The sequence below is a fragment of the Cyclonatronum proteinivorum genome (assembly GCF_003353065.1).
GTDB lineage: Bacteria > Bacteroidota > Rhodothermia > Balneolales > Cyclonatronaceae > Cyclonatronum > Cyclonatronum proteinivorum.
Genome location: NZ_CP027806.1, coordinates 2,387,286 through 2,412,991, shown reverse-complemented (window position 1 = coordinate 2,412,991; position 25,706 = coordinate 2,387,286). Strand labels below are relative to the sequence as shown.

Sequence of the window (25,706 nt, the reverse complement as noted above, 5' to 3'; positions counted from 1 at the left end):
ATGGACAGCTCAGATGAAGCTTTTTTAAAAGAGCTTCTGGAAGATTTTAAGCTGGAAGCCGCTGAGCACCTTCAAACCATAGGCGACGGTTTGCTGGCCCTGGAGAAATCTGTCGGCGACGGCGGGGACCGGGCCAAAATTGAGGAGGTGTTTAGGGTCATTCACAGCATGAAAGGCGCTGCACGGGCGGTTAACCTTCTTAGGCTGGAGCAGCTTGCTATGGTTATGGAGGGCGTGTTTCATGAAATAAAGAACCATAAGCTCCGGCTGCACGAAGACATGTTTGACGTGCTGTATCCCGCCGCAGATATGCTTCAGGATCTGGTGAAAGAAACAGGCAGTAGCAAAGGCCAGGAAACGGTTTCTCAAAATGCCTTCAACCTGATGCTCGGTAAAATTAAAGGTCTGCATAAAGCTTCCGTCTCAAAAACTTCCCCCTCACAAAAAACACCGGAGAAGCTGCAACCAACAGATACCCGTACAGATCAAAATAAAGGCAATGCAAAAGGTCAACCGATTCACAAAACACAGACGGCAGCGAAAGCGCAAGAGACGTCTGCAGATTCTGAGCCAAATCCGCGAAGCGAAGCGGCTGAGAGCAGGTCCGGATCTGTTGATGATGCAGAAACAACCAAAACGGCGGAGCCGGAACCCGATGAACGAATAGCACACGGGTCAGATACGGAAGGTGAGAAAGGGATGCCGGACGAAGGTGATGCTGTAGGACAGATTTCTTCAAAAGGCGGTAAGCAGGGGGGTATTGAGCATGAAACTATCCGGGTGCCGGTAGCCCGTTTATTGGGTATTCTCAATCTTGCCGAAGAAATGATTACCAGTAAAAATGTATTGCGTTATCAGTCCGAAGCCCTTGCAGATCAGGCACAGCAGCTTGCCGGGCTCAGGGGTAAACTTGATGAAGTACTGCCCGCGAACACCCAATCGGCTGAGCAAAAAATAGCCGCTGAACTTAAAGATATATCGCAGGAATTCGGCATATGGGACAGCCGCTTAACACATCTTGCGGATGAGATGCATGCCCTGCAGCGCAGGTCCGGACGGAATATAGATGAGTTGATTGAAGCCGTGCGGGATACGCTCCTGCAGCCGTTTTCGGTGTTGTTTGCTGTCGTGCCCCGTTTGGTGCGCGATCTTTCCAAAAGTACCGGCAAAAAAGTAGCCATTCATCTTGACGGCGCTGATATTGAAATTGACCGCCGGATTTTGGAACAGCTTAAAGATCCTCTGATCCATCTTATCCGGAACTGTATTGATCATGGCATTGAAACACCGGAAGTCCGGCGAAAAGCCGGAAAACCCGATGAAGGCAGCCTGCGGGTTGCCGTAACGCAGGGCGATGACCGCAAAATCAGCATTGTGATAGAAGATGACGGAGCCGGCATTGATCATAAAAAAGTGGTCGCGTCTGCAATTAAATCCGGTGCACTTAACCGGGAAGGGGCAGGGAAACTGAGTACGTCCGAAATTAACCGCCTTATTTTTGCATCCGGTCTCACAACAAGCAAAATCATTACGGATGTCTCGGGGCGTGGATTAGGAATGGCTATCGTACTTGAAAAAATTACGAGCCTTGGCGGTACCATAGCGGTTACAAATGAAACCGGGAAGGGGATCCGTTTTACGATCAAACTGCCGCAAACCCTGGCTACATTTCACGGCATTCTCGTTGAATCAGGAACACAGCTTTTTCTGATTCCGGCGCAGGCTGTCCGGCGGGCTATTCGTGTGGAAGCCGCTGCAATCAGTACGGTAGAATCTAAGCGTGTTGTGACGGTACACGGGGAAAGTATTGCGATGCTGCAGCTTAGTTCCGTACTGGGCCTTCGGAGTGCACAGCGCAGCCGCGATGGTGATCTGGTAACCGGCTTATTGCTCGAACATCAGGGAAAAAAGGTTGTTTTTACGGTTGATGCTATTCTTGCTGAGCACGAAGGGATTGTAAAGCCGCTGGGTAAGTTACTCAGGAAAGTAAAGCATGTAGAAGGCGCCTGTTTTTTGGGGGACGGTCGCATTGTGCCTGTACTTAAACCATCCGACCTGATCGCATCAGCCGCGGAATCAAAGCATCATCATACCCGATCGGTTGCCGCGCTGGAAGATGAACCGGCCGGCAAAATCAGGGTGCTGGCTGTGGATGATTCCATCACCATTCGTAATATGATGCGGACGTATCTGGAGATGGCCGGGTATGAAGTAGCAACGGCATTCGACGGTCAGAATGCTTTTGAAAAGCTGTTACAGCATCCTTTCGATATTGTGGTTACCGATGTGGAAATGCCCCGCATGAACGGATTTGAGCTAACTTCACGCATTCGTAAACAGGCAAGCCTGCGTGATTTACCTGTGATTGTGGTAACGGCCCTGGAAACACCGGAAGACCGAAACAGGGGTATGCAAGCCGGAGCAAATGCGTATATTGTAAAAAGCAATTTTCAGGAAACCAACCTTATAGATACCATTAAACGTCTGGTTTAGACAGCATGAGCGCAAGCGGCACAACAGCCCGGATTCGGGTACTGATTGTAGATGACAGTTTCACGAGCAGGCGGCTGCATGAACGCATACTTGCGTCAGACCCGAGGTTTGAAGTTGCCGGGATGGCGTCTAACGGGAAAGCGGCCATAGAGATGATCCGCAATCTGGAACCTGATGTCGTGAGCATGGATGTTCAGATGCCCGATATGGACGGCATCGAAGCTACCCGGCTGATTATGCAGCACGCACCGGTACCTATCGTAATTGTAAGCAGCCTCTATGACGCTACACAGAAGGAGCTGGCCATTCAGGCAATGGCCGCGGGGGCAGTACACATCATGCCCAAACCTCTTGGTCCGGGCCATGATCAGTACGCGCGATCTTCAGAACGCTATCTGCGCATGCTTAAAAATATGTCGGAAGTCAGGGTTGTAAGACGACGAACAAAAGGTTCGCAGCCGCCGATGGCTTCGGATAAAAGAGCTTACGACGTTCAAGCGTCAAAGGCAGGGCCAGCTGTTTGGCAGTCGCAAAAAAGAATCGTTGTAATCGGCGCGTCAGCCGGCGGACCGGAAGCCCTGCGAATCATACTAAATTCATTTGATTCATCCTTCAAATTTCCGGTTGTTGTTGTTCAGCATATTGATGAAAACTTTTCTGAAACCTTCAGGGAATGGCTTCAGACGCATTCTTTGATTCCGGTTGTACTCGCTAAAGACGGGATGCAGCTTCAGCCTGCGCACGTCTATCTTGCCCCCGGCGGGAAGCATCTGTCCTTTAAGAACAGTGCACACTTAATTTTGACAGATGAGCCTGCCTATAAAGGACACAAGCCATCTGTGAGTCAGCTGTTTAAAAGTGCCAAAGCATTTTTCGGAAATCAAACCGTGGCGGTTTTGCTTTCCGGTATGGGCGATGATGGCGCAGAAGAAATGCTTGCCCTGAAAAACTGCGGCGCTACAACACTGGCTCAGGATGAAGCGAGCAGTCTCGTATTTGGGATGCCGGGAGCGGCCGTAAAAAATGGCGGGGCGCAGATGGTTTACCCGCCTGAACGCATTGCCCAAAAAATTCTGGAATTACAAAAACTTTAAATATTGTCACCCATGAATTACTTTGTTGATCAGACGTTTGCTGACGGATATGTGCTCCTTGCGGAAGATTCTATGGTGCAGGCCAAAAAACTGAAGCGTTTTTTTGATACCCGTAACATCAAAGCCGTTGTCTGCAAAAACGGACAGGATGCATTGGAGCAGGCAAAGAAGGAAAAGCCTGAGCTCATTATCAGTGACGTGATGATGCCTGTTATGGATGGTTATGAGTTTTGCAGTAAAGTTAAATCAGAACCGTCTATAACAGATGTTCCCTTTATTCTACTAACCTCACTGGGTGACCCGATGGATATCATCCGGGGACTACAGGCGGGTGCGGATAATTTTATCACAAAGCCCTATGAAGAATCCTACCTGATGTCCCGCATTTCTTACCTGATAGCCAACCGGCATGTAAGGCGGATGGGCTCAGGTGATATGAGCATTGAAATCGTTTTTCAAAACCAGAAGTTTGAAATCAACTCAGATAAAAAACAGATTCTGGATTTACTGTTGTCGGTTTATGAAGCCGCCATTAGCCGTAATGAAGAGCTGATAAATACGCAGCGGCGACTTGAGAAACTCAACGAAGATTTGAAGGAAGCTAATCAGGAGCTTGAAGCTTTCACCCGCACCGTTTCACATGATCTGCGTTCCCCGCTTAGCGGCATTATAGGGCTTGTAGAACTACTGATGGAAGACTTTGCAACAAGCCTTGACAAAGAAGCTTTTCCGTTCCTCGAAGCCATTCTGCACTCTTCCCAAAACATGCAACAGCTGATCAATGACCTCCTGAGTTTTTCCCGTTCGGGAAGTCTGGAGATCAGCCCGCACGAAATTGATCTGACGGAAATGGTTAAGAATATAGTAGCTGACCTCACCAACCTGACGTACAGGCATGACTGTGAAATTACTATTGATGAAGGTATGAAAATCAATGCAGACCCCAAGCTGTTTCGGGTTTTAATGAACAACCTGATCGAAAACAGCCTAAAATACAGCCAAAACAAAGAAAATCCTCACATTCATATCGGACATGAAGAATCTGACGGTCAAACGGTTTTCTTTGTGAAAGACAATGGTACGGGATTCGATATGGATAAGGCCGATAATTTATTCCGTCCTTTTATACGTCTGCATGATCAGACGCAGTATGACGGCACCGGAGTAGGCCTAAGTACTGTAAAAAGGATTGTTGACCGGCATGGTGGTCAGATATGGTTCGACTCAAAGCCGGGGCAGGGGACAACCTTTTATTTTTCCATTTGATGTTTGAACAGCTGCCATAATACTTTAGTCGTGATTCTTTTTCACATCTATATCAAATTTGCCGCTGGTAATGTGATTTGCCTCACGCACAATTTTCCTGACAATTTCATCAAGCTTTAGAATCTCTTCTTTGAGGTACTCAATGGCTGAAAGCTGATTTTCAGTAATGTTTTTTTCTTCTTCAATTAAGTCGATTAAGCCCATAATATTTGCAACCGGACGCCGCACAACATGGCTCTGATGCCAGGCTATTCGTTTCAGCGTTTCATTTTGAGCAAGTAGTTTTTTTTCAAACTCTTTTTGGGCTGTAATATCTTCCTTTATTGCTATAAAGTGGGTGATTTTGCCTTCTTTATTTTTTAGCGGAGTAATGGTCTGATACTCATTATAAAGTGAGCCGTCTTTTCTTCTGTTAACTATTTCTCCTTTCCAGGTTTTTCCCGCTAAGATGGTTTCCCAAAGTAAGGTATAATATTCCTTCTTTTGCTGTCCTGACTTTAGAATTCGCGGGTTTTGACTTAACACTTCCTGTTCGGCGTATCCCGTGAGTTTTTCCCAGGCGGGATTTATCCACTCAAGATTTCCGTCCCGGTCGGTAATTGCGATGGCGTTGGCCGCTGACTTAAGGGCAGCAAGCTGAAGGCTAACTTGTGATTCAAGCTGTCTTTGTTCGGTTACATCCCGCATAATTACCACTGCGCCCAATTTTTTACCATGCTCGTCTGTGAACGGAGAACCACTTGCTGCTACAAGGCGTGTGGGTAAGCCTTTGGTTTTGATGGTGATGGGTACACTAATGAAGCGTTCGCCCCTAAAGGCCCTTACCAACGGAATATCCTGTTCTGTTAATTGTTTTTTGCCTTCTCCATCAAAAAGGCCATAGGAATTACTCCAGCCCGCAGACGCTGAGTTGTCCGGATCGCTTTGGTGCCATGACCTCGCGACTTTGTTAAACAACTTTAGATTGCCTTTTTCATCGCAGGCTACAATACCATCCTGCGCACTTTCCAGAAGGGCAGCATTAAACTTTTGTTCTCGTTTCAGCTTCAGCTCAGCTTCAAAACGAGCTGTGTTATCGTGTATAATGGAGTGGATCAGCTTCTTATCTTCAAGCTGTATAATACTACTGTAAACCTCTACATCCCTTATGCTTCCATCCGCTTTCCGGTGTTTGAACTGATAATTACTTTCTAAGTGCGTGGCTGCATTGTTCAATTGTGACTTGATGTCCTTATCGCTCAGTGTATTAATATCGTTAATGCGCATGTTTGTGAGCGCTTCATGTGACCACCCGTAATATGCGGAAGCGGCTTTGTTCGCATCTACTATTTGACCGGTATCAGGGTCAATAATCAGTTTTACGGCTGTGTGATTGTCAAACAGTATTCTGAAACGGCGCTCGCTTTTTTCCAGTTTTTGCTTGGCTTCTTTTCGTGCCGTAATATCCAATTGAATCCCTGAAATCATAAGCGGATTTCCGTCGGGGGAGAACTCAGTAACAGAGCCCCGGTCATAAATCCATATCCAATGCCCCAGCTTGTGCTTCATTCTGACTTCGCACTCATAAATGTCAAGTTCACCCTGAATGACCTTATCGAGTGATTTCATCGTTCTTTCAGTGTCTTCAGGGTGAAGGAAGGCAAGCCAGCCATCGAGAGTCAGATGAGTAATCTCGCCGGACTCATAGCCTAATATGCTGCCCCAACGGTCATTAACCATTGAATCACCGGTCTCCAGGTTCCAGCGCCAGGTACCAGCTTTGGTACCGTCTACGATTTCAGCAAGAATGCGGCGTTCACGCTTGAGTTCGGTTTCCGCCTGCTTTTGTCTGGAAATGTCGGACTGAAAACCCAGGAAACGGTCTTCAGATAATTTGACGGCCGAAAGCTGACACCAAATGCTGCTGCCGTTTTTACGAAGAAGTAAAAACTCGCCTGTAAGCTTTCCGGTTTGCGTAAGCTGCCGGTGAAAAGCGAGTGCTTCATCTGCATTGGCAGTTGAAATCACGTCCGTGATACGCATCTGAAGGAGTTCTTCGGCTGTATATCCCGTGAGTTCGCAGGCCGCCGGATTCACATCGAGGTACCGGCCTTTTTCATCCGTCACAAAAGTTCCGAAGGGTGCCGCATATATATAGCTGCAGGGCTGATTTTCTGCGGGCGCGTCATAATGCTGATGTTCTGCATGATTTTTTGGGGACACAGGTACCTCTTTTGGAGGCTCCTCAAAAAGCTGTAGCAACCGGGATATTTCATCCTGAAAAAAGACGTGCAGAAAATTTTCAGTGTCAATCCATGCATGAAGTGTGCACGTATTAATGATTGTGCCTTCTTCGGCTTTGAAATGTAACGTAAGCTGTTCGGAAATGTCTCTTTCAGGATTGCGCCTGATAAATGCTACGAGCGGACCAAGGTCAATATTTCTACGGGCTGACAGTGATTCAAGCGACTGGTTCTTCGTAATTGAGGATTCATCAAGGCCAAAAAGCTTTTCAAAAGCTTTATTGTAAGATTGCGTAAGAAGTACGTCAGAACCTGCATTCCGGATAAAAAAACGGCCGTATGCCATAGGTAAAGCATCATAAGCTGTTGGGGTGCGGTCTGACATATTTGTTTTTGTTTTGCCCTGAGAAATTCATTTTTTGAGAAAACCCAATTCAAAATACAGATATTATGATTATGGAGAAACAGTAACTTATCCACTCAAGGGAATGCTGAATCATACTCTACTTGCAATAAAGTTGCATCAATCTGGCATGAATATATAATTGGTAATCACTATGATAATCAGTACGTTGGGCTAATGATTTCAGAGCTGTATCGCACATTATAATTCAGTCACCCAGGTATGATGTTTTCTAAACAGTTCAGGGATGCCTTTATCATTGGTGTCGCCCTTTTTGCCATGTTTTTTGGGGCAGGAAACCTGATTTTTCCACCCTATATGGGACTGTTAGGCGGGGAGAGCTGGGCGCTTACTTTTTTAGGCTTTGCCTTCACCGGAATAGGGCTGCCGCTTCTTGGTATTCTCGCTGCATCGCGGGCGGGTGGTTCGGTTGAGCATCTTGCGAGTCGTGTATCCTCTGTGTTCGGCATCATTCTAAGCGTTATTGTATTGCTGGCTATAGGCCCGCTTCTTGCCATTCCCCGAACAGCCGCAACGGCCTTTGAGCTTGGTGCCGCAGCAATCTGGCCGGAGTTCTCCGCAGTTTTATTCTCGGTTCTTTTCTTTGGTATGACTTTCTGGTTTACCATGAACCGCAACAATGTCATCCGCAAAATCGGAAAATATCTTACTCCTTTTCTTGTGCTTACACTTGCCTGGATCATCGTTCGGGGCATTTTTTTTCCAATAGGAGAACCGGGGTCTGCCTCGCTGCGGTCACCCTTTGGCGATGGTTTTCGTGAAGGCTATCAAACAATGGATGCGCTTGCCTCCCTGGTCTTTACCCAAATTGTGATCGCAGCCCTGGTATATCAGGGGTATAAATCAACTGCCGAACAGACGCGGCTGACCCTGATAGCCGGGAGTATAGCGGCATTAGGGCTGCTGCTGGTCTATGGCGGTTTGATGTATCTGGGCGCCACAGCTGCAGGACTGTTCGAATCAAATGTAGAGCGAACTACCTTGTTGATTGGTATTACCGAAGCCCTTTTGGGCGGCAGCGGTGCAATAGCCCTTGGTATTGCCGTCACCATTGCCTGCCTTACAACTGCCATCGGCCTCACTGCTACTGTTGCTGAATACTTCAGCCGGCTCACGGCTCAGCGGCTCAGCTACCGGACGGTTGCCGTCATAACTGTAGTATTCAGCGGCTTTTTTGCTATTCGGGGTGTTACGGAAATTGTGAACATAGCTTACCCGCTCCTGGTGCTCGTGTACCCGGTTGCTATTGTGCTGATTCTTCTGACGATTACGGGTGGCACATTTATTCACCGCTTTGTTTATGTGGGAGGTGTAAGCGGGGCTTTATTGGTCAGCATTCCGGAAGCCCTTCACATAGCCGGAATAGCATCGGGACCTTTCACCATAGTTCTTGCCCTGATACCCTTTGCGGAAGCCGGATTTGCGTGGGCCGTTGCCGGTCTTGCCGGTATGCTGATCGGCCTGCTGACCGTCCGGGTGTATTACGGAACCTTCTTTGCGAATGTAGACTGGGATTAGCAAGTGATGGGAAATTATTCCATCAGATATACCATGAAGATCATCTGTGGGGCTCGGTAAAGCATAAATGCAAAATCATCATCCGTAACGGCATCGCTGAGTTGATTTAATAGCGCGGGATCGCGAAAGGACGCATCGGGCTGTGTGAAGAAAAGGTCATACACTTCTGACAGGTTTTGCAAGCTTTGCGCCTGTTCCGGATCAGTGTTTTCGGAGCTTATTTGTCTTGCACAGGAAGGAAATGCGCCAAACGTGCCTTCCTGCTGAAGTCCCCAAAAGTCACGAACGTGCGGGGCAACAGATCGCCATTCAATTGCAAGTGAACCCGTAGCAAGGGCATTCAAAGTGGTACGATAGCTTTCCCTGCTGATGTCTTCGAGATATCCTTCGCTGATCAGGTATTCTTCAAGCTCGGCAAATGCGACAAGAAAATCTTCCCCTATGCTTGTGTTTTCCTGAAGGCAGGTGTTGAAAGCGATATAATGCCCGGGAAATTGGCTGCATCCTGCCATAAAAAACAGCGGGAGCAACAGCAACCCGGTGATGAAGGTTTTGATATTTTTACGGCTGCGTTTCATAAAAAAAGCCGGCCCATACTGAGCCGGCGTTCTCATTAAAATGGTTGCGTTTAAAGGGTGTATTCAAATTTACCAAAAAGCGGTCAGAACAGACTGCTTATAAGTTCCTGTGCTTCTTTCTGGATCAGGCTAAGGTGTTCTTTGCCTTTGAAGCTTTCGGTGTAAATTTTATAAATATTTTCCGTGCCTGATGGTCTTGCTGCGAACCATCCATTTTCCGTCACAACCTTCAAACCGCCAATGGCTGCGCCGTTACCCGGAGCGTGTGTAAGCTTCGCGATTATCTGCTCACCAGCCAGGGTGTCTGATTTGATATCATTCGCGTTCAGGTTGGCAAGCACGGCTTTTTGCTCGGGGGTTGCAGGGGCATCGAGGCGCTCATACACGGGGGAACCGAATTTTTCTTCAAATCCGGCATAGTGCTCTGAAGGACTCTTGCCTGTTTTGGCTAAAATCTCTGCGGCAAGGAGGTTCATGATGATACCGTCTTTATCGGTTGACCATGGTTTTCCGTCGAAACGCAGGAAACTCGCGCCGGCGCTTTCTTCTCCGCCAAAACCACATTCGCCATTGTAAAGACCATCTACGAACCATTTGAAACCAACCGGGACTTCAGAAACTTCTTTACCGATACTCTCAGCTACCCGGTCAATCATCGAGCTTGAAACAAGTGTCTTGCCGATCTTAAGTTCAGCATGCCATTGCGGACGATTTTGGAAGAGATACCAAATTGCCACAGCGAGATAATGATTGGGATTCATCAGGCCGGATTTTGTCACAATGCCGTGACGGTCGTAGTCCGGGTCATTTCCGAAAGCGATGTCAAACTTATCTTTTAGCTTAATAAGTCCGGCCATGGCGTAGGGGGAAGAGCAATCCATCCTGATCTTACCGTCCTTATCTACGTGCATAAACCGGAAAGAGGCATCTACATGATTGTTCACGATCTCAAGGTCGAGACCATAGCGGTCAGCTATTGCCGGCCAGTATTTTATGCCGGAACCGCCAAGCGGATCAACGCCAATTTTGATACCTGCATCTTTGATCGCTTCCATATCGATCACGTTTTTCAGATCTTCGACATAGGGCGTGATGTAATCGTAATTATGGATATGCGGGCCTTCGAAAGAGTCTTCGAAATCCATTTTGAGCACGTCTTTCAGGCCGCTTTTGATGATATCATTCGCACGATCCTGAATGAGTTTTGTCGTTTTGGAATCAGCCGGCCCGCCGTGCGTCATGTTATACTTAATCCCGCCGTCTTCCGGCGGATTGTGGGAAGGCGTAATAACAATGCCATCCGCTGGATCTTCCGGATTTTGGCTGTTGTAGGTAATGATGGCGTGCGAAATTACGGGTGTAGGCGTGTATCCGCCGCCGTTTTCAACCATCACATGTACGCCGTTGGCCGCAAACACGCGTATAGCCGTTTGCAGGGCGGCTTCCGAAAGGGCGTGTGTATCCATGCCGATGTAAAGCGGACCATGTATATCTTTCATCTTGCGGTAGTCGGCAATTGCCTGACAGATTGCAAAAATATGGTTTTGATTGAAAGATAAGTTTGTTGACGTACCCCGGTGACCGGAAGTACCGAAACTTACGGCCTGCGCCGGATCATTGGCATCAGGTTTAAGCGTATAGTATTTACTAACAAGTCGGGGGATATTGGTTAAAATACTCTCTGGTGCAGGTTTTCCTGCTAATTCGTGTAGTGCCACAAGGATTTCCTCCGAATAGAAATTGATTTTATACAGGTTGATTGACGTGATATAATCTCATAGTATTATACGAAATTGGACTTGCTCAAACCAACATTTTTTTGCGGTTAACGCCGGTTTAGCATAAAAGAGAACAAGTAGAAAAGGCGGGTGCCTGCATTCTTTGGTATCGCTTCAGGGACAAAGTCTGCGGTTCAGCCAGCTTCCGTCTTCTTGTTTGTTATACTCAATGCGATCATGCAGTCTGCCGGGACGCCCCTGCCAGAACTCAATCAGCTGTGGTGCGAGTACGTAGCCACCCCAATGATCCGGCTTCGGTACCGCTTTGCCGCTGAATTCATCCACAAGCGTTGCAAAACGTTGTTCAAGGGCTGCTCTTCCCGAAACTTCCGAGCTTTGCGCTGACGCAAGGGCCCCAATGCGGCTTTCAAAAGGCCGTGATTGAAAGTAAGCGTCTGATTCTTCTTGCGATAGGCGTTCTGCGCGTCCTTCAATACGAACCTGTCTTTCGAGTTCCAGCCAGTTGAAGCATAGGGAAGCCAGCGGATTTTCAGCGAGTTGCTTTCCCTTTCGGCTGCTGTAGTTGGTATAAAAAATAAAACCGCGTTCATCAAAACCCTTCAACAAAACCACGCGTGCTGAAGGCTGACCGTCTTGTGCTGCGGTAGCGAGTACCATTGCGTTTGGTTCAGGTATCTCCGCTTTCAGGGCTTCATCGAACCAGTGCTTAAACTGTTTAAACGGATCCTTGTCCGCATCTTCAATATCAAGGGATTGGAGGGTATAGTTTTTGCGTAAATCAGCAATGCTTTGGCTCAGCGAACTCATGATTAATAAAGTTGATTTTTGGAAGGATGATTGATGTTAACACGCATAACACGCGAAAGACTTTCAAAAATCCTGTTTCATTGGGTGAACGGTAACTTCATCCATCATCAGATAGCCGGGGCGCGTAAGCATAAACGCGGCAATTTCCGCAAGGTCGTCCGGTGCAATTCCATAGGGAGGGGGGACGTCACCCGCGGATCTTCCGCCAAAACCTGTATCAATAATCCCAGGATTGAGAAGCATCACACGGACGCCGTCTTTCGCAAGTTCCCGGGTCAGGCTTTGGGAAAAACCCGCCATAGCATGCTTGGCGGCCGTATAAACCGCCATATTCGCGAGCGGCCGCCGGGCAAGATCGGAAGCGATATTCAGAACCTGACCGTTTGCGGCTGCCTTCAGATCAGGCAGCAATTTACGGGTCAGCATCAGCACCGCTTCCGCGGTAACCCGGAAAGTTGAAATAAGCTCATCTTCCCGGATATCTTCAAACGGCTTGTACTGACCAATACCAGCATTATTTACCAGTATTTCGACAGGCCCCTGTTTGCCCTTAAAATAAGCGATTGCCTTATCGATGGCGGCATAGTCGCTGACGTCCGCTGCATAGACCCTAACCTGTGCTCCGAGTGACTCCTTGAGTGCTTCCAAATCATCAATATTGCGGGAAATCAGGGAAAGCTTAGCGCCCTTTGCTGCAAACAGGCGCGCCATAGACAAGCCTGTGCCACGGGTTGCACCGGTGATCAGAATATGATGATTTTTCAGTGTTTGAACCATGAGAACTCAGGTTTAAAGAAGGATTCGTTAGACGTGCTCTTGCGGGTTGACGATAAATACCGCTGTATCGACCATACGAATGATGGTTGAGGCCGTACTGCCCACCATCAGATTACGGATATTCGAATGGCCAAGGGTTGCCATAAATACCATGTTATAATCGCGCGAGTATGTAAGGTTGGTAATCGCCTCACTTCCGGACACACTTGTGATCAGGACCTGTTCAGTGATTCGGTCTTCAATCCCTTGGAAATGCTGTTTTTTAAGCTCGGCCAGCTCCTTCCTTGCCCGCTCAACAACTACTCCGGAGCTGCCGGTTGTGAAGGGTCCGATTTGCACGAAATGAACAAGATCAGCTTTGACATCAGTATTTTCAACAATGTTGCGGGCATATTCAAAGACACGTGTTGAAGGCTTTGACATGTCTGTGAGAATCAAAACTTTGTTCAGTGGCTTGATTACGGATTCATCCGTAATTACCATTACAGGCTTCGGACAGACTGAAATGATTTTGTTTGCAATGGAACTGTGCATCAGCCGGTCAAGTCCGGTTCTTGAATTTGTGGCAATAAAAACAAGGTCGAGATTTGCTGCAGCTTCAACAATTTGCACCGCTATGTTTCCGGAGGCCACAATTGGGGTATGAACCTTGTCTTCGGGAAGCGAGGCTGTCGCTATTTTGTGAAGCTTATGCTGAATGCGGTCAAGAAGTTCCCGCTTCATTTCAACCGCGTCTTCTTCTAAGATGTCTGAAATACCGTGTCGCGGTTCATATACATACATTGGCGTAACCGTTCCTTCAAAAACCGAAAGAAAGTCAGCGGCATCTTTGAAGGCCTTGTTGCCGGTTGCAGTAAAATCTGTGGGTACAAGTATGGAGAATGGTTTCATCGGTAAGTCCTATTTGGTCAGTCGAAATTATGGTAAAATCAAGCCTGTACGGAAGCGGGTCAATCAGGGGCGAACCGTAAGTACCGGAACCGGGGCCGTTTGAATAACATGTGCAGCGGTACTCCCCAGCACAACATAATCAATTCCTGTACGGCCGGCGGTTGAAATAATGATGAGGTCGTACGCCTGCCCTTCAATATGCTTGCTTATGGCCCGGTGTACGCTGTTGCCCGAAACTACGAGATGTGTTTTAACCCGTTCTTCAAATCCGGCAAAATGCTCATCTCTGAAGCGCTTTAGCCGCTCATTTACCGTGTCATAAAGTTGCTCCTTATCAGCAAGTCCGCCCGCATATTCAATGCTGAGGACATGAAGAAGAGTGAAGGAGGCATCTGTTTGCTGTAGCATCCAATGTGCCTTTTCGAAAGCCTTACACGATTCGTCGGAGAAATCAGTCGTGAGAAGTATATTGTTGAACGGGCCCGGCGTATCACCCGGACTTGTAACAAGCACGGGTATTTTGCTCATCCTGCATACTTTAGAAGCAACGGAGCCCATAATAAACTTACGGAAACCGGTTCGGCCATGCGTTGACATCACCATGAGATCATAGCCCGCTGAAGCGCTGACAAGTACGCGGGCCGGGTCGCCGTAGCTGATGTAAGGCTGATCCACAAAATCAGAAGGGGTAAATTTCTCCGCAGCTTCCCTGCATTTACGGTAAGAAAATTCCATCAGCTGTTTGGTAGCCGCATCATCAAGAGAGGGAAGACGGATACCTTCCGGCCATACAGGTTCCGTAAGCGCATGTGCCGGCGTGATGACGCCGCCCGAAATCTGTCTGTATTGTTCTGCGACCGCAAAGGCACGGTTGCCGTTCTCTGAAAGGTCGGTTGCTACGAGAATTTTTTGGTAAAGCATGAATGATACCCCTTTTTTTGGATGAAGCTTTACGTTAGCCTATTCTAATATACAACTTATAAAGCGGTATTCTGAAACCAAAGCCTGAGAGATAGAGGTTTTATTGCAACACATTAAAATATTCAGCACATTAGCGCGCAAAGATTCGACCATCCAAATAAACTGTTACATGGGAAAAATTAAGACAGACAAAATCATCGAAAATGCAATCGCACGTGACCCGCATCAGCCGGAGTTTCATCAGGCTCTAAGGGAAGTGTTGCAGTGGATTGTACCTTACGCAGCAAAACACGACAAATGCAACAACCCTTCTCTGTTCCAAAAGTTAACGGAGCCGGAGCGAATCATTCAGTTTAGGGTTCCATGGACTGATGATGATGGCAAAGAGCACATCAATCGCGGTTTCCGGGTTCAGTTCAGCAGTGTGATTGGACCTTACAAAGGTGGACTGCGTTTTCATCCGTCTGTAAATCTAAGCATTCTCAAATTTTTGGCTTTTGAACAGGTGTTTAAAAACAGCCTGACCGGACTGCCCATGGGAGGCGGAAAAGGGGGTGCAGATTTCAACCCAAAAGGGCGAAGCCGTGCCGAAATCATGCGTTTTTGTCAAAGCTTCATGAATGAGCTTTACCGGCATATCGGCCCTGATACAGACATTCCGGCCGGAGACATAGGGGTCGGTAGCAGAGAGATTGGCTTCCTGTTCGGACAGTACCGCAGGCTGACCGGCACGTTTAACGGAGTATTGACCGGTAAAGGAGGAGCCTTCGGAGGAAGCGAGCTGCGTCCGGAAGCAACCGGCTTCGGATTACTTTATTTTGTAAAGGAAATGATGGATACCCTGGACAGCGATATTGAGGGCGCACAGGTACTTATTTCCGGCTCAGGAAATGTTGCACAGTTTGCCTGTAAAAAAGCCATTGAAATGGGCGCTAAAGTACTGACCATGTCTGACTCGGACGGGTTCATTTACAAAAAAGGGGGACTTAATGAAGAAGACCTGCAATTTATTATGGATCTCAAAAACGAACAGCGGGGCAGAATCAAAGCGTGCACAGACACTTTTGATTGCAGCTGGTTTGAAGGTAAACCCTGGCAGCACGGTGTGGAAGCCCAAATAGCGCTACCCTGTGCAACGCAGAACGAACTTGATGAAGATGACGCAAAAGCCCTCATAAACAATGGCCTGACTGCCGTTGCAGAAGGAGCGAATATGCCCTGTACAGATGGTGCGGTCAGGCTGTTTCACAAAAACGGGATTGCCTTTGCACCCGGTAAAGCCAGCAATGCAGGCGGCGTGAGCGTATCGGGTCTCGAAATGAGTCAAAACAGCCTGCGTCTGAGCTGGGACGCGGAACGCGTGGATAAAGAACTGCATGACATCATGCACACCATACACGAAAAATGCCGTGAAAATGGCACTGAAGATGGCCGCATAAACTATGAGAAAGGCGCGGCTATAGCCGGATTTCAAAAAGTCGCAGACGCCCTGATTGCACAGGGCCATGTATAGGGGAAGGAGGGAGGTTTCCTTACCCTACTTTAGTTTTCCCAGATGTGCAATAGCGTCACCGGCATTGAGAACGGGCATATTATTGAGGCAGATGATATGCCCTTCTTCCTTCGATTTAACAGGATAGGTCGTTTCTCCGAAGGGGTCTGTGATCGTGCCAAGCAGCTGATTTTTAGTAACCATATCGCCCGGCTGTATCAGACTGTGGAAAATGCCGGCATAGCGGGCGCGTATCCAGCTGGTTTTGACAAGTTTTTTCGTCTCGAGGATTGGCTCCGGAGCTTCTGATTTCATACCAAGCGCTTTCATAAGCCGCAGCGTGCCATTGATTCCTTCGCAAATAGAGAAGTCATCAAAGCGGTTGGATTCGCCGCCTTCATAAACAATGATATGTTTACCTTTGCCGTGTGCCGCCTTCCGGAATGATTTATTTATCATCGAAGAATTCATGATGTAGGGCGGAGCGAACTGTTGGGCCAGTTGAAGGTTAATATCAAAATCAAAGTCGCAGCGGATTTGCGGAAAATTATTCAAACTTGCGCCCCCTGTGTGGAAATCAACACCAAAATCGATTTTTGGAATAATTTCATGCATCAGAACCCACGCAACCCGCTGTGCCAGAGAACCGGTCTGACTCCCCGGAAAACTGCGGTTCAGATCTTTACCGTCAGGCAGATAACGCTCGGTTTGCAGAAACCCGTAAATATTCACTATAGGAATGGCGAGTACCGTGCCACTTTCGGGGACAATACTGCTATCGCTGATCATTTTGCGGACAATTTCAATCCCATTGATTTCATTACCGTGCAACCCGGCTGTAAGCAGCAAAACAGGTCCGGGCGCCGCCCCTCTGAAAATATAAACCGGTAAATCAATAGATGTATGGGTTGGCAGGCGGGCAATACGGTACGTTACCATGCTGTTTGAGCCGGCCGGAATGCTCTTATCCTTAATTTCAAATTCTTGCATTGCGATAGCTGCCTTACACGCGAATGCGGTCTTTGTTCTGAGTTTTCATATCTGATAGTTTTTCCAGATACTGAATAATTTTTGTAGCAATATCAATACCCGTCGACCGCTCAATACCCTGAAGTCCGGGCGATGAATTGACCTCCATTACGAGCGGCCCTCTGTTACTCTGAAGAATATCAACACCGGCAACGCCAAGACCAAGTGATTTAGCTGCAAGGATGGCAGTCTGCCGCTCCTGTTTGGTTAGCTTGATGGCTTCAGCGGTACCACCACGGTGCAGGTTTGATCTAAAATCGCCTTCCCGACCAGTTCGCTTCATTGCGCCAACTACTTTGCCATCAACAACAAACACCCGGACATCAGATCCTTTCGACTCCTTAATAAATTCCTGAATCAGGATATTTGTTTTTAAACCGTAGAATGCATCAAGTACGGACTCTGCGGCTTTTTTGGTTTCAGCCAACACCACTCCAAGTCCCTGAGTACCCTCAAGCAGCTTGATCACTACGGGGGTTCCGCCAACCATATGAATCACATCGGATTTATCTTTTGGAACCCTTGCAAATCCGGTTTTGGGCATATCAACGCCCGCACGGGATAAAATCTGCATACTGCGAAGCTTATCCCTTGATCGCACAATAGCCTGACTCTCTGTACATGAAACAATACCCATCATCTCAAACTGTCTCACAATTGCACAGCCGTAAAACGTGACTGAAGCTCCGATCCGCGGAATAACCGCATCAATATGATGAAGCTTTTTGCCTTCGTAATGAATCTCAGGATTCGATTTTTCTATGGATACATAGCACTTTAAATGATCAACCTGTTGCATGTTGTGTCCGCGGGCCTGCCCGGCTTCAAGGAGTCTTCGGGTTGAGTAGATTCCTTTGCTGCGTGATAAAACGGCAATATTCATAATGGTTTAGCTGAGATCTTTAGTTTATGGGAAAGATTTTTTTGTGATACATCCACCAAAAAGCGTTTGTTGATGGCCTTTCGGCCCAGCAATACCGGGTAATTCATTCGGGAGCGATCTGCAAGTGACAACTCAACCACATAAACTTTGCTGAACAGCATCATCTTAGTTTGTATAATGATACGCTTTTGTGACTCACCGAAACTGTTTTTTACTTTACGCCTTGTTTTCACCGGAAGCACAAATTCCCTGTGATTGAAAGAAGGGTGAGACGGATCAAGCAAAAAGAAGCGTACCACTTCTTCACCTGTCTCATCAAGCCGGTATGTGGTGATGTCATGACAATGAATGGAAGATGTATAGGCGCCTGTGTCGGTTTTACAGTCAATATCGTACAGGTCTAAATCGGGAAAGTCAACTTTTTCGACCCTACCGATCACCGGTCTTATTTTTTTTGTATTTGATTTTTTCACAGCCAAAGAAGCAAAACGGATAACAGATACAGCATACAGTTCAAAAAATATACATCAACAAAAAGAGCCGGAATCCGAATTGGGATACCGGCTCTCAGAATAAGATACGCTGACTTGCTTAGAAGAATTCGTTGATGAGCATCAGAATGAAGGCAATGATAACAAAATTTGCAATCGAAAGCGGAAGTAGACGTGCCCAACCGAGACTCATCAGCTGATTATATTTAAAGCGCGGGATGGTCCAGCGTACCCAAATAAAGACAAAGACCATGAAAGCAACTTTAGCCCCGAAAACAGAGATATCAAGTATGGCTTTGGCAAGGGTTCCGGCTTCAGGAAGCAGGTGTGCGTAATAACCTGCAAACGGAAGATGGTAGCCACCAAGGAAAAATACCGTGATCAGCATGCTTCCAATTACTACGTGCATGTACTCTGCAAGGAAGAACATGCCAAATTTCATGGAACTGTACTCTGTATGGAATCCGCCAACGAGTTCCTGTTCGGCTTCTACAAGGTCAAATGGTGCCCTGTTTGCTTCAGCAAAAGCTGCAACGGTAAAAATGATGAAACCAATGGGATTTACAAAAATACCCCACCAGTAGATCTGTGCATTTACCATATCAACCAGGCTAAGCGACATCGAAAACAGGACCATAGAAGCAATTGCCATACCCATCGGGAGCTCATAACTTAACATCTGCGCAGCGGCGCGCAGACCACCCAGGAGGGAGTATTTGCTGTTAGAGGCCCAACCCGCCATTGTTACGCCATACACACCTAATGAAGCAATTGCAAGCAGGTAAAGGATACCAATATTCAGGTCTGTAATGAACAGACCGTCTCCGAAGGGAATTACCGCGACAGTCATCAGAGCGGTAGTTACCGGAATGAGCGGAGCAAGGGAGTGCAGGATCCGGTTTCCGTAGCTGGGCGTAACATCTTCTTTAAAGATGAGCTTCACTACGTCAGCAACAGGTTGAAGCAGTCCAAACGGGCCTACCCGGTTCGGACCTACCCGGTTCTGGATAAATGCTGCAATTCTGCGTTCAGCATACACACATACAGCTGCGGAGTTTAGCAGCACAAATAATGCGACCCCCAGAATGATGTATGTGGAAATAATCGGAGCTTCCATTAATAAGGTATTCGTTTATTAGTATTGAAGTTACTAAGCCGTTTTTACTTTTTCGTCGGAAATGAGCTGTATGCCCGGTTCCTCATCCATCCTGTTGTAATCTACCCCCGAAAAATGCTCATTTACGGAAGCAATCTCGGTCATAATAGCACGTGTTGAGGTGTAACCAAAATTGGCTTTATCCTGAGCAGCAACACGCTCAAGGAATTCCCATGCAGGAATACAATCAATACGGTTACGGTCACTAACCCAGTTGTCAAACTTGGTGCCATAGCGATCTAAACGCCCGACGGACATTTCAAGATCAAGTTTGCGGTTGGTATAGATGGTTTCTTTCGCAGCTGTTGTGCGCTGAATGCGACCTTTGACATTCACATAAGAGCAGCTTTGCTCTACAGAATTCGCAATCGGCACCACAAGTGAAGCTGCCTTTGACGTTTCATTGTTGTTTGATCCCATGTATACAACAAACTTACCGTCCAGATCAGAAGCTGAAACGATACCCCTTCCAACAATGTCGTCTTCGAGCATTACAATCAGCTTCACGGATGAAGCCGTAACCTTATCTTTTAATGCCGGACCGGAAAGTTCTTCAAGACCCAACAACCGGCAGCCTTGCGTATTTGGATACTGATCATCGTCAATAAGGAAACCATCACCGCTACCCACTTTGATAAAAGGGGAGAAGTAAACATTCTTAATATCAAGTCTTGCGGCGTGTTTTTGCAGTACAAAATTGTCTTCAACGCTTGAAAATGCGCTGCCCACAAAAAGAATTTCTTCCGCTTTAAAAGCCTTCAGCTTTTCCCAAAGCGTTAATTCAGCATTCTGCCAGGAAGACTTAATTCGATCTCCTTCAATAGTCATTTCAGGCTTGGAGATTCGGTTTTCATTCATGCGGCGAATATCCTCACGTCCGAAATCGGGCATCCAGTGATCGTTTACTTCGGCATTAAAACGCGGGGTGATACGAAGTACCAGGTTATCGCGGGTCCAGACGTCGATATTGCAACCCGTACCGTTGGTTACATCAACGCCGGGGGTTTGATTCATTTCCCATACGCGCGCTTTAAACCTGAAATCTGCCGAGGTGAGTGCCCCTACCGGGCAAATATCAACCGTATTGAGCGAGTAAGGATCGTCAAACTCAGTACCAGGTGCAACAGCAGGATAATTTTTATCCCCTCTGGAAATGATTGTCAGCTGATGGGTCTTGCTGATCTCTTCAGTGAATCGAACACAGCGTGTACAGTTGATACAGCGTTCAGCATCAAGAATTACACGGGGGCCAAGCTTAATACGCTTGGGTTTATGAACTTTTTTGTGCTCGAAGCGACTGCCTTCAGGCCCGTATTTGTAGGTTTGAATCTGCAGCGGACATTCACCAGCCTGATCACAAATAGGGCAGTCAAGCGGGTGATTTACAAGAATAAATTCAAGGGTGTCTTTGTGAGCACGCTTTACAAGCTCACTTGTACGCTGCGTTTTGATGACCATTCCGTCTGAAGCCTCAAGACTACATGCTGTCATAAGCTTGGGGAAAAACCGAATAACCCGCTCTCCTTTTTCGTCGAGCTCGTAATCATTGGTTTCCCGGTTCCAAACTGGTGTACCAGCTTCTACATAGCACTGACGGCAGTTTGCCGGAACTGATAATGAAGGATGATAGCAGAAAAAAGGGTGATCCATGCCATTATCTAGCATGAACTGAAGTACGAGGGGTTTACCTTCGAACTCGTATCTGACGTTGTCTATAAAAATTTCAGGCATTGCAATAAATAATTAGGCTAATGCGAATACAGTATTTTTGACTCTCTTTTCAAAATCCTCACGGAAACGCGTTACCGTGTAGCGAACAGGCCATGCGGCAGCGTCAGCGAGGGCACATATTGTACGGCCTTCCATTTGTGTACAAAGGTCAAGCAATAAATCAAGATCACGCATCTCGCCTTCACCGTTGCGGATTTTGATGAGTGTTTTCTCAAGGAATCCTGTACCATCACGGCAGGGCGTGCACTGTCCGCATGATTCATGATGGTAAAAGTGTGAGATTCTCCACAGCACCTCAACCATATCGGTGTCTTCATCCATGATAATCATACCAGCCGTACCCATCATGGAGCCAGCTGTTCTAAGGCTGTCAGCATCCATGCAAACACCATCAAGCTGATCACCGCGGAGCGGCGGGGTTGATGAACCGCCTGGAATTACGGCTTTTACTTTTTTACCGCCCCTCATTCCGCCGCAAACATCGTTTATCAAATCCATGATCGGCATACCGGTCGGGTATTCGTAAACACCGGGTCTGTTGACATGGCCTGAAATACCGTAAAGAACCGGCCCCGGGTGTGTAGGCGCGCCAATCGATGTGTACCATTCCGCGCCATTTTTGATTACAAGCGGAACATTGGCGAGCGTTTCAATATTGTTGATTGTCGTTGGACGTCCCCATAATCCTTTTTGTGCCGGGAAGGGTGGTTTGACACGCGGATACCCACGCTTCCCTTCCAAAGATTCCATTAGAGATGATTCTTCGCCGCAAATATAAGCGCCTGCACCTGAGTGAACATACATATCAAGGTCAAAACCTGAGCCAAGAATGTTTTTTCCGAGATATCCTTTCGCATAGGCATCATCAATGGCCTTCTGCATCATGTCAATCCAACTCTTATATTCACCACGGATGTACACGTAAACAGCGGTAATATCCATTGCAAAACCGGCAATGATGGAGCCCTCAATAAAAAGATGGGGATTATACTCGAAAATTTTCCGGTCTTTGAAAGTGCCGGGCTCTGACTCATCTCCATTCGCTGCAATGTAGCGTGGGCCTCCGTCAGGTTTGGGCATAAAAGACCATTTAAGACCCGCATTAAATCCAGCGCCACCACGACCACGGATATTTGCAGCTTTCACTTCATTGACAACTTTCTCAGGTGTAAGACTTTTTAGTGTCTTTTTGAGTTGCTCATATCCGCCGTTTTTTTCGTAAACCTCAATTTTATGCAGGTTTGGTATACGTGGAATGAGTATAGGCTTGTAATTTTTCCAGTCTACGGCCATGATTAACCTATTTTATTCGTTGATTCATCGAGATGTTGCGGCATTGGAATAGACTCAAATTCGGGCATTTTGCCTTCCCGGAGTCCGTCGATAATAGCATCAACTTTTTCTTTAGTCAGGTGATTGCAGTAAACACCGTTTGAAATCTGCATCATAGGCGCATAGCCACAAGCGCCGAGGCACTCTACCATTTGGATGCTGAACAAGCCGTCTTCTGTAGTTTCACCGGCTTTAATACCAAGCTTATCTTCAATGTAGTGAAGAATATCGTAGCCACCGCAAAGCTGACAGGAAGTAGTCGTACATACGTCAATTACATACTTGCCCATCTTTTTGCCGTAGTACTGTGTGTAGAAGCTTACCACGCCGTACACATGGGCTGCGGGCAAATCAAGTGTTTTGGCCACAAGATGCTGTACTTCAGGTTCTACGTGTCCGAATTTTTCCTGAGCAAGCCACAAGACGGGCATTACAGGTGACTTTTTATCGGGGTATTTCGCCTTAATTTTTTCAATTTCGGCGAGTTCTTCTTTTGAGAATTCGTAGGTCATTTCCATAATTATTTATCCGAGTCTCCCATTACAGGGTCAACACCACCAATCATTACTACTGTGTCAGCAATCATTTCGCCATCCAGCATTTTTTCAAGACCCTGAAGGTTGGTGAAAGACGGTGAATTAATTTTTAAACGCCAGGGGTGACCTGTACCGTCGCTTTGAATAAAGAAGCCGAGTTCGCCTTTGGGAGCTTCAATCGCATGGTATGCTTCTGCGCCTTCGGGCGGGCAGATGCCGGTATCTGTCATCATAAAATCATGAATCATACCTTCCATCGAATAATAAACCTCATCTTTGGATGGATATGCCTGTTTTGCATTATCGGTGCGAACAGGTCCTTTTGGCATTTTTTCCAGACATTGCCTGATGATCCGGACGCTTTCACTCATCTCTTCCATACGAATGAAATATCTCGAAAGATTGTCACCTTCGAGACGGGTCGGGACATCAAACTCGACTTGATCGTACTTCAGATACGGATCAAATTTGCGAATATCATAAGGTACACCTACGGCACGAATATTCGGGCCTGTTACCCCAATCTGAAGGGCTTCATCATAAGATATGCGACCTACATTCAGGTTGCGGTCGTAGAAAATCCGGTTTTTGTTGAGCAGCTTCTTCCAGTCCCTGATTTCATCTGGGAAAGTGTCAACAAATTCACGGATCATAGAAAGACATTCCGGCGTGAGATCATTATGGACCCCACCAATTCTGGAGTGTGAAATGGTGAAGCGGTGTCCGCCGAAGTTGTCAAAAATATCATATAGACGTTCTCTTTCCCGGAAAGTCCAGATAAAAAACGAAATAGCTCCGGTATCCATCACCATGGCTCCCAGGTACAGCAGATGCGAAGAGATACGGGCGAGCTCACAGCCGATCATACGTATGTACTCTGCACGTTCCGGCACTTCAATTTGCGCAATTTTTTCAACTGCAAGGCAAAGCGCTACATTGTTGCTGTAAGGGGAGAGGTAGTCCATGCGATCGGTATAAGGCATGAACTCCTGATAGGTCTTGTTCTCAGCGATTTTCTCAACGCCTCTGTGGAGGTAGCCGATATCAAGGCGATTACGAATGATGCGCTCACCGTCAAGCTCCAGCAAGAGGCGTAGGACACCGTGCGTAGCAGGATGCTGAGGCCCCATGTTGAGAATCATGCGGGTACCTAAAGGATCTTCTTCAACCTCTACCGTCGTATGCTTGTCTTCAAGGCTTTTGTACAGCGCATTTTGATGCTTTTCAAAAAAAGTGGGTTTTGCCTTGTCGAGAATGGTCTTTTTTAATTCCATGTCAGTTCGTGGTTTATTCAGAGTCTGGCGTTGTAGTAGGCAGAGATAGCGATCCCGGGATACCAAGAAGAGGAAATTCTTTTCTCAGTGGGTGGTATTGGAAATCTTCGGGCATAAACATTCTGCGAAGGTCCGGATGTCCGTGGAATTTAATTCCAAACATATCCCAAGCCTCGCGTTCATTCCAGTTGGCACCCTGCCAAATGTCCGTTACGGTTGGGACGACAGGGTTTTCTTCCGACACCCAGGTTCTGATAAAAAGCCGCGCACCTGTTTTAAGGCTAACCATGTGATAAATTACTTCAAACCGGTCTTCAGCGGTGAACCGGTCTGTGGCAATCATGTCAACGAGATAGACAAAATGGTGATTTTCTTTCAGGTACTTACATACATCATGTATGGAGCCCAGTGCAATGCGTGTTATCTGATCGCCTGCATGCTCAGTCGTTTCGAGAATAGCTTCTCCGAATTTTTCCCTCAAATCTTCAATAATGCCCGGAATAAGTTCTTTTCTTCTCATATAAAGGTGATGATATGCTGTTATTCAGTAATAGGGGGGAAAGATCAGCCGTCGTAAACTGTTGAATGTTCTGTTTTTACTTTTTCCTGAATTTGCATTAATGCGTTCAGGACGGCATCAGGACGAGGCGGACATCCGGAGATGTAAACATCTACGGGCAGAAAGTTATCCACTCCCTGAACAACTCCGTAGCAACGATGCATACCGCCTGTAGAAGCGCAGGCACCCATAGCAATACACCACTTGGGGTCCGGCATCTGATCCCAGATTCTGCGGATTGCATGCGACATCTTGTAAGTACACCATCCGGCAACAATCATAACATCACTTTGACGCGGAGAAAAGCGCATTACTTCTGAACCAAATCGCGATGCGTCATATTTAGGTCCGGCAAAAGCCATCATCTCAATTGCGCAGCACGCAAGCCCCATTGGCATAGGCCACATGGCGTTGGCTCTTGCCCAGTTGGTTAGAAAGTCAAGTGAAGTTGTCAGGTAACCCTGATTGTTTAGCGAATTTTCCAGGCTCATAG

Annotated in this window: 22 protein-coding genes; 5 read left to right on the top strand and 17 right to left on the bottom strand. The window is 47.1% G+C overall.

Going from position 1 to position 25,706, the window contains the following annotated elements; translation table 11 throughout:
• From CYPRO_RS09390 to CYPRO_RS09380, 3 genes are read left to right on the top strand one after another with little or no spacing between them, the layout of a single operon-like run.
• Window positions 1–2,493, top strand: coding sequence for a hybrid sensor histidine kinase/response regulator (locus CYPRO_RS09390; protein ID WP_114984371.1), 2,493 nt, complete (start codon window positions 1–3; stop codon window positions 2,491–2,493).
• Window positions 2,494–2,498: 5 nt separating this feature from the next.
• Window positions 2,499–3,587 carry a chemotaxis-specific protein-glutamate methyltransferase CheB gene (gene cheB, locus CYPRO_RS09385; RefSeq protein WP_114984370.1) on the top strand — a complete coding sequence of 363 codons (1,089 nt, stop codon included), beginning with the start codon at window positions 2,499–2,501 and terminating at the stop codon, window positions 3,585–3,587.
• A gap of 12 nt (window positions 3,588–3,599) precedes the next feature.
• Window positions 3,600–4,853 (top strand): ATP-binding protein, encoded by a 1,254-nt coding sequence (locus tag CYPRO_RS09380; RefSeq protein ID WP_114984369.1) that lies wholly within the window; start codon window positions 3,600–3,602, stop codon window positions 4,851–4,853.
• Window positions 4,854–4,877: 24 nt separating this feature from the next.
• Here the strand turns inward: CYPRO_RS09380 and CYPRO_RS09375 are convergent, their stop codons facing one another.
• Entirely contained in the window at window positions 4,878–7,460 is a 2,583-nt protein-coding gene (locus CYPRO_RS09375; protein WP_114984368.1) for a PAS domain S-box protein, read from the bottom strand.
• Window positions 7,461–7,700: 240 nt separating this feature from the next.
• On the opposite strand from CYPRO_RS09375, the gene brnQ reads away from it, so the two are divergent.
• Window positions 7,701–9,017: a branched-chain amino acid transport system II carrier protein gene (brnQ, locus tag CYPRO_RS09370; protein ID WP_240644722.1), complete on the top strand. Its 1,317-nt coding sequence runs from the start codon at window positions 7,701–7,703 to the stop codon at window positions 9,015–9,017.
• A gap of 14 nt (window positions 9,018–9,031) precedes the next feature.
• On the opposite strand, the gene CYPRO_RS09365 is transcribed toward brnQ, so the two are convergent.
• The 6 genes from CYPRO_RS09365 to CYPRO_RS09340 all read right to left on the bottom strand — a co-directional run bounded on the left by CYPRO_RS09365 (window position 9,032) and on the right by CYPRO_RS09340 (window position 14,730).
• Window positions 9,032–9,631 (bottom strand): hypothetical protein, encoded by a 600-nt coding sequence (locus tag CYPRO_RS09365; protein WP_114984367.1) that lies wholly within the window; start codon window positions 9,629–9,631, stop codon window positions 9,032–9,034.
• Window positions 9,632–9,678: 47 nt separating this feature from the next.
• Complete coding sequence (gene pgm, locus CYPRO_RS09360) at window positions 9,679–11,313, bottom strand: phosphoglucomutase (alpha-D-glucose-1,6-bisphosphate-dependent) (RefSeq protein ID WP_114984366.1); 1,635 nt, start codon at window positions 11,311–11,313, stop codon at window positions 9,679–9,681.
• 174 nt (window positions 11,314–11,487) lie between these two features.
• A complete protein-coding gene (gene pdxH / locus CYPRO_RS09355; protein WP_205730329.1) occupies window positions 11,488–12,141 on the bottom strand; it encodes a pyridoxamine 5'-phosphate oxidase in 654 nt (217 codons plus the stop codon).
• Window positions 12,142–12,204: 63 nt separating this feature from the next.
• Window positions 12,205–12,918, bottom strand: a complete 714-nt coding sequence (locus tag CYPRO_RS09350) for an SDR family NAD(P)-dependent oxidoreductase (protein ID WP_114984365.1) — start codon at window positions 12,916–12,918, stop codon at window positions 12,205–12,207.
• Window positions 12,919–12,945: 27 nt separating this feature from the next.
• Window positions 12,946–13,809, bottom strand: a complete 864-nt coding sequence (locus CYPRO_RS09345) for a universal stress protein (RefSeq protein WP_114984364.1) — start codon at window positions 13,807–13,809, stop codon at window positions 12,946–12,948.
• Window positions 13,810–13,872: 63 nt separating this feature from the next.
• A complete protein-coding gene (locus CYPRO_RS09340) occupies window positions 13,873–14,730 on the bottom strand; it encodes a universal stress protein (RefSeq protein WP_114984363.1) in 858 nt (285 codons plus the stop codon).
• A 169-nt stretch (window positions 14,731–14,899) separates the two neighbouring features.
• Here CYPRO_RS09340 and gdhA point away from each other — a divergent pair, with 169 nt between their 5' ends.
• Window positions 14,900–16,243 (top strand): NADP-specific glutamate dehydrogenase, encoded by a 1,344-nt coding sequence (gene gdhA / locus CYPRO_RS09335; RefSeq protein WP_114984362.1) that lies wholly within the window; start codon window positions 14,900–14,902, stop codon window positions 16,241–16,243.
• Window positions 16,244–16,267: 24 nt separating this feature from the next.
• Here the strand turns inward: gdhA and CYPRO_RS09330 are convergent, their stop codons facing one another.
• The 10 genes from CYPRO_RS09330 to CYPRO_RS09285 all read right to left on the bottom strand — a co-directional run bounded on the left by CYPRO_RS09330 (window position 16,268) and on the right by CYPRO_RS09285 (window position 25,704).
• Entirely contained in the window at window positions 16,268–17,212 is a 945-nt protein-coding gene (locus CYPRO_RS09330) for a succinylglutamate desuccinylase/aspartoacylase family protein (RefSeq protein WP_114984361.1), read from the bottom strand.
• Window positions 17,213–17,225: 13 nt separating this feature from the next.
• Window positions 17,226–18,134 carry a 30S ribosomal protein S6--L-glutamate ligase gene (gene rimK / locus CYPRO_RS09325; RefSeq protein WP_114984360.1) on the bottom strand — a complete coding sequence of 303 codons (909 nt, stop codon included), beginning with the start codon at window positions 18,132–18,134 and terminating at the stop codon, window positions 17,226–17,228.
• The gene (locus tag CYPRO_RS09320) at window positions 18,131–18,607 is read right to left on the bottom strand and encodes an ATP-dependent zinc protease family protein (RefSeq protein ID WP_240644879.1); all 477 of its coding nucleotides are present in this window, start codon (window positions 18,605–18,607) and stop codon (window positions 18,131–18,133) included. Before CYPRO_RS09320 ends, rimK begins: the two co-directional genes overlap by 4 nt.
• Window positions 18,608–18,725: 118 nt before the next feature.
• Window positions 18,726–19,742: an NADH-quinone oxidoreductase subunit NuoH gene (gene nuoH / locus CYPRO_RS09315; protein WP_114984359.1), complete on the bottom strand. Its 1,017-nt coding sequence runs from the start codon at window positions 19,740–19,742 to the stop codon at window positions 18,726–18,728.
• Between the two features lie 33 nt (window positions 19,743–19,775).
• On the bottom strand, window positions 19,776–21,512 hold the full coding sequence (locus CYPRO_RS09310; protein WP_114984358.1) for a (2Fe-2S)-binding protein: 1,737 nt from the start codon (window positions 21,510–21,512) through the stop codon (window positions 19,776–19,778).
• Between the two features lie 12 nt (window positions 21,513–21,524).
• Window positions 21,525–22,805, bottom strand: coding sequence for an NADH-quinone oxidoreductase subunit NuoF (gene nuoF, locus CYPRO_RS09305; RefSeq protein ID WP_114984357.1), 1,281 nt, complete (start codon window positions 22,803–22,805; stop codon window positions 21,525–21,527).
• A gap of 2 nt (window positions 22,806–22,807) precedes the next feature.
• Window positions 22,808–23,362, bottom strand: coding sequence for an NADH-quinone oxidoreductase subunit NuoE family protein (locus CYPRO_RS09300; protein WP_114984356.1), 555 nt, complete (start codon window positions 23,360–23,362; stop codon window positions 22,808–22,810).
• A gap of 2 nt (window positions 23,363–23,364) precedes the next feature.
• Complete coding sequence (gene nuoD, locus CYPRO_RS09295; RefSeq protein ID WP_114984355.1) at window positions 23,365–24,654, bottom strand: NADH dehydrogenase (quinone) subunit D; 1,290 nt, start codon at window positions 24,652–24,654, stop codon at window positions 23,365–23,367.
• 13 nt (window positions 24,655–24,667) lie between these two features.
• The gene (locus CYPRO_RS09290) at window positions 24,668–25,174 is read right to left on the bottom strand and encodes an NADH-quinone oxidoreductase subunit C (RefSeq protein WP_114984354.1); all 507 of its coding nucleotides are present in this window, start codon (window positions 25,172–25,174) and stop codon (window positions 24,668–24,670) included.
• 44 nt (window positions 25,175–25,218) lie between these two features.
• A complete protein-coding gene (locus CYPRO_RS09285) occupies window positions 25,219–25,704 on the bottom strand; it encodes an NADH-quinone oxidoreductase subunit B (protein WP_114984353.1) in 486 nt (161 codons plus the stop codon).
• Window positions 25,705–25,706 lie beyond the last annotated feature (2 nt).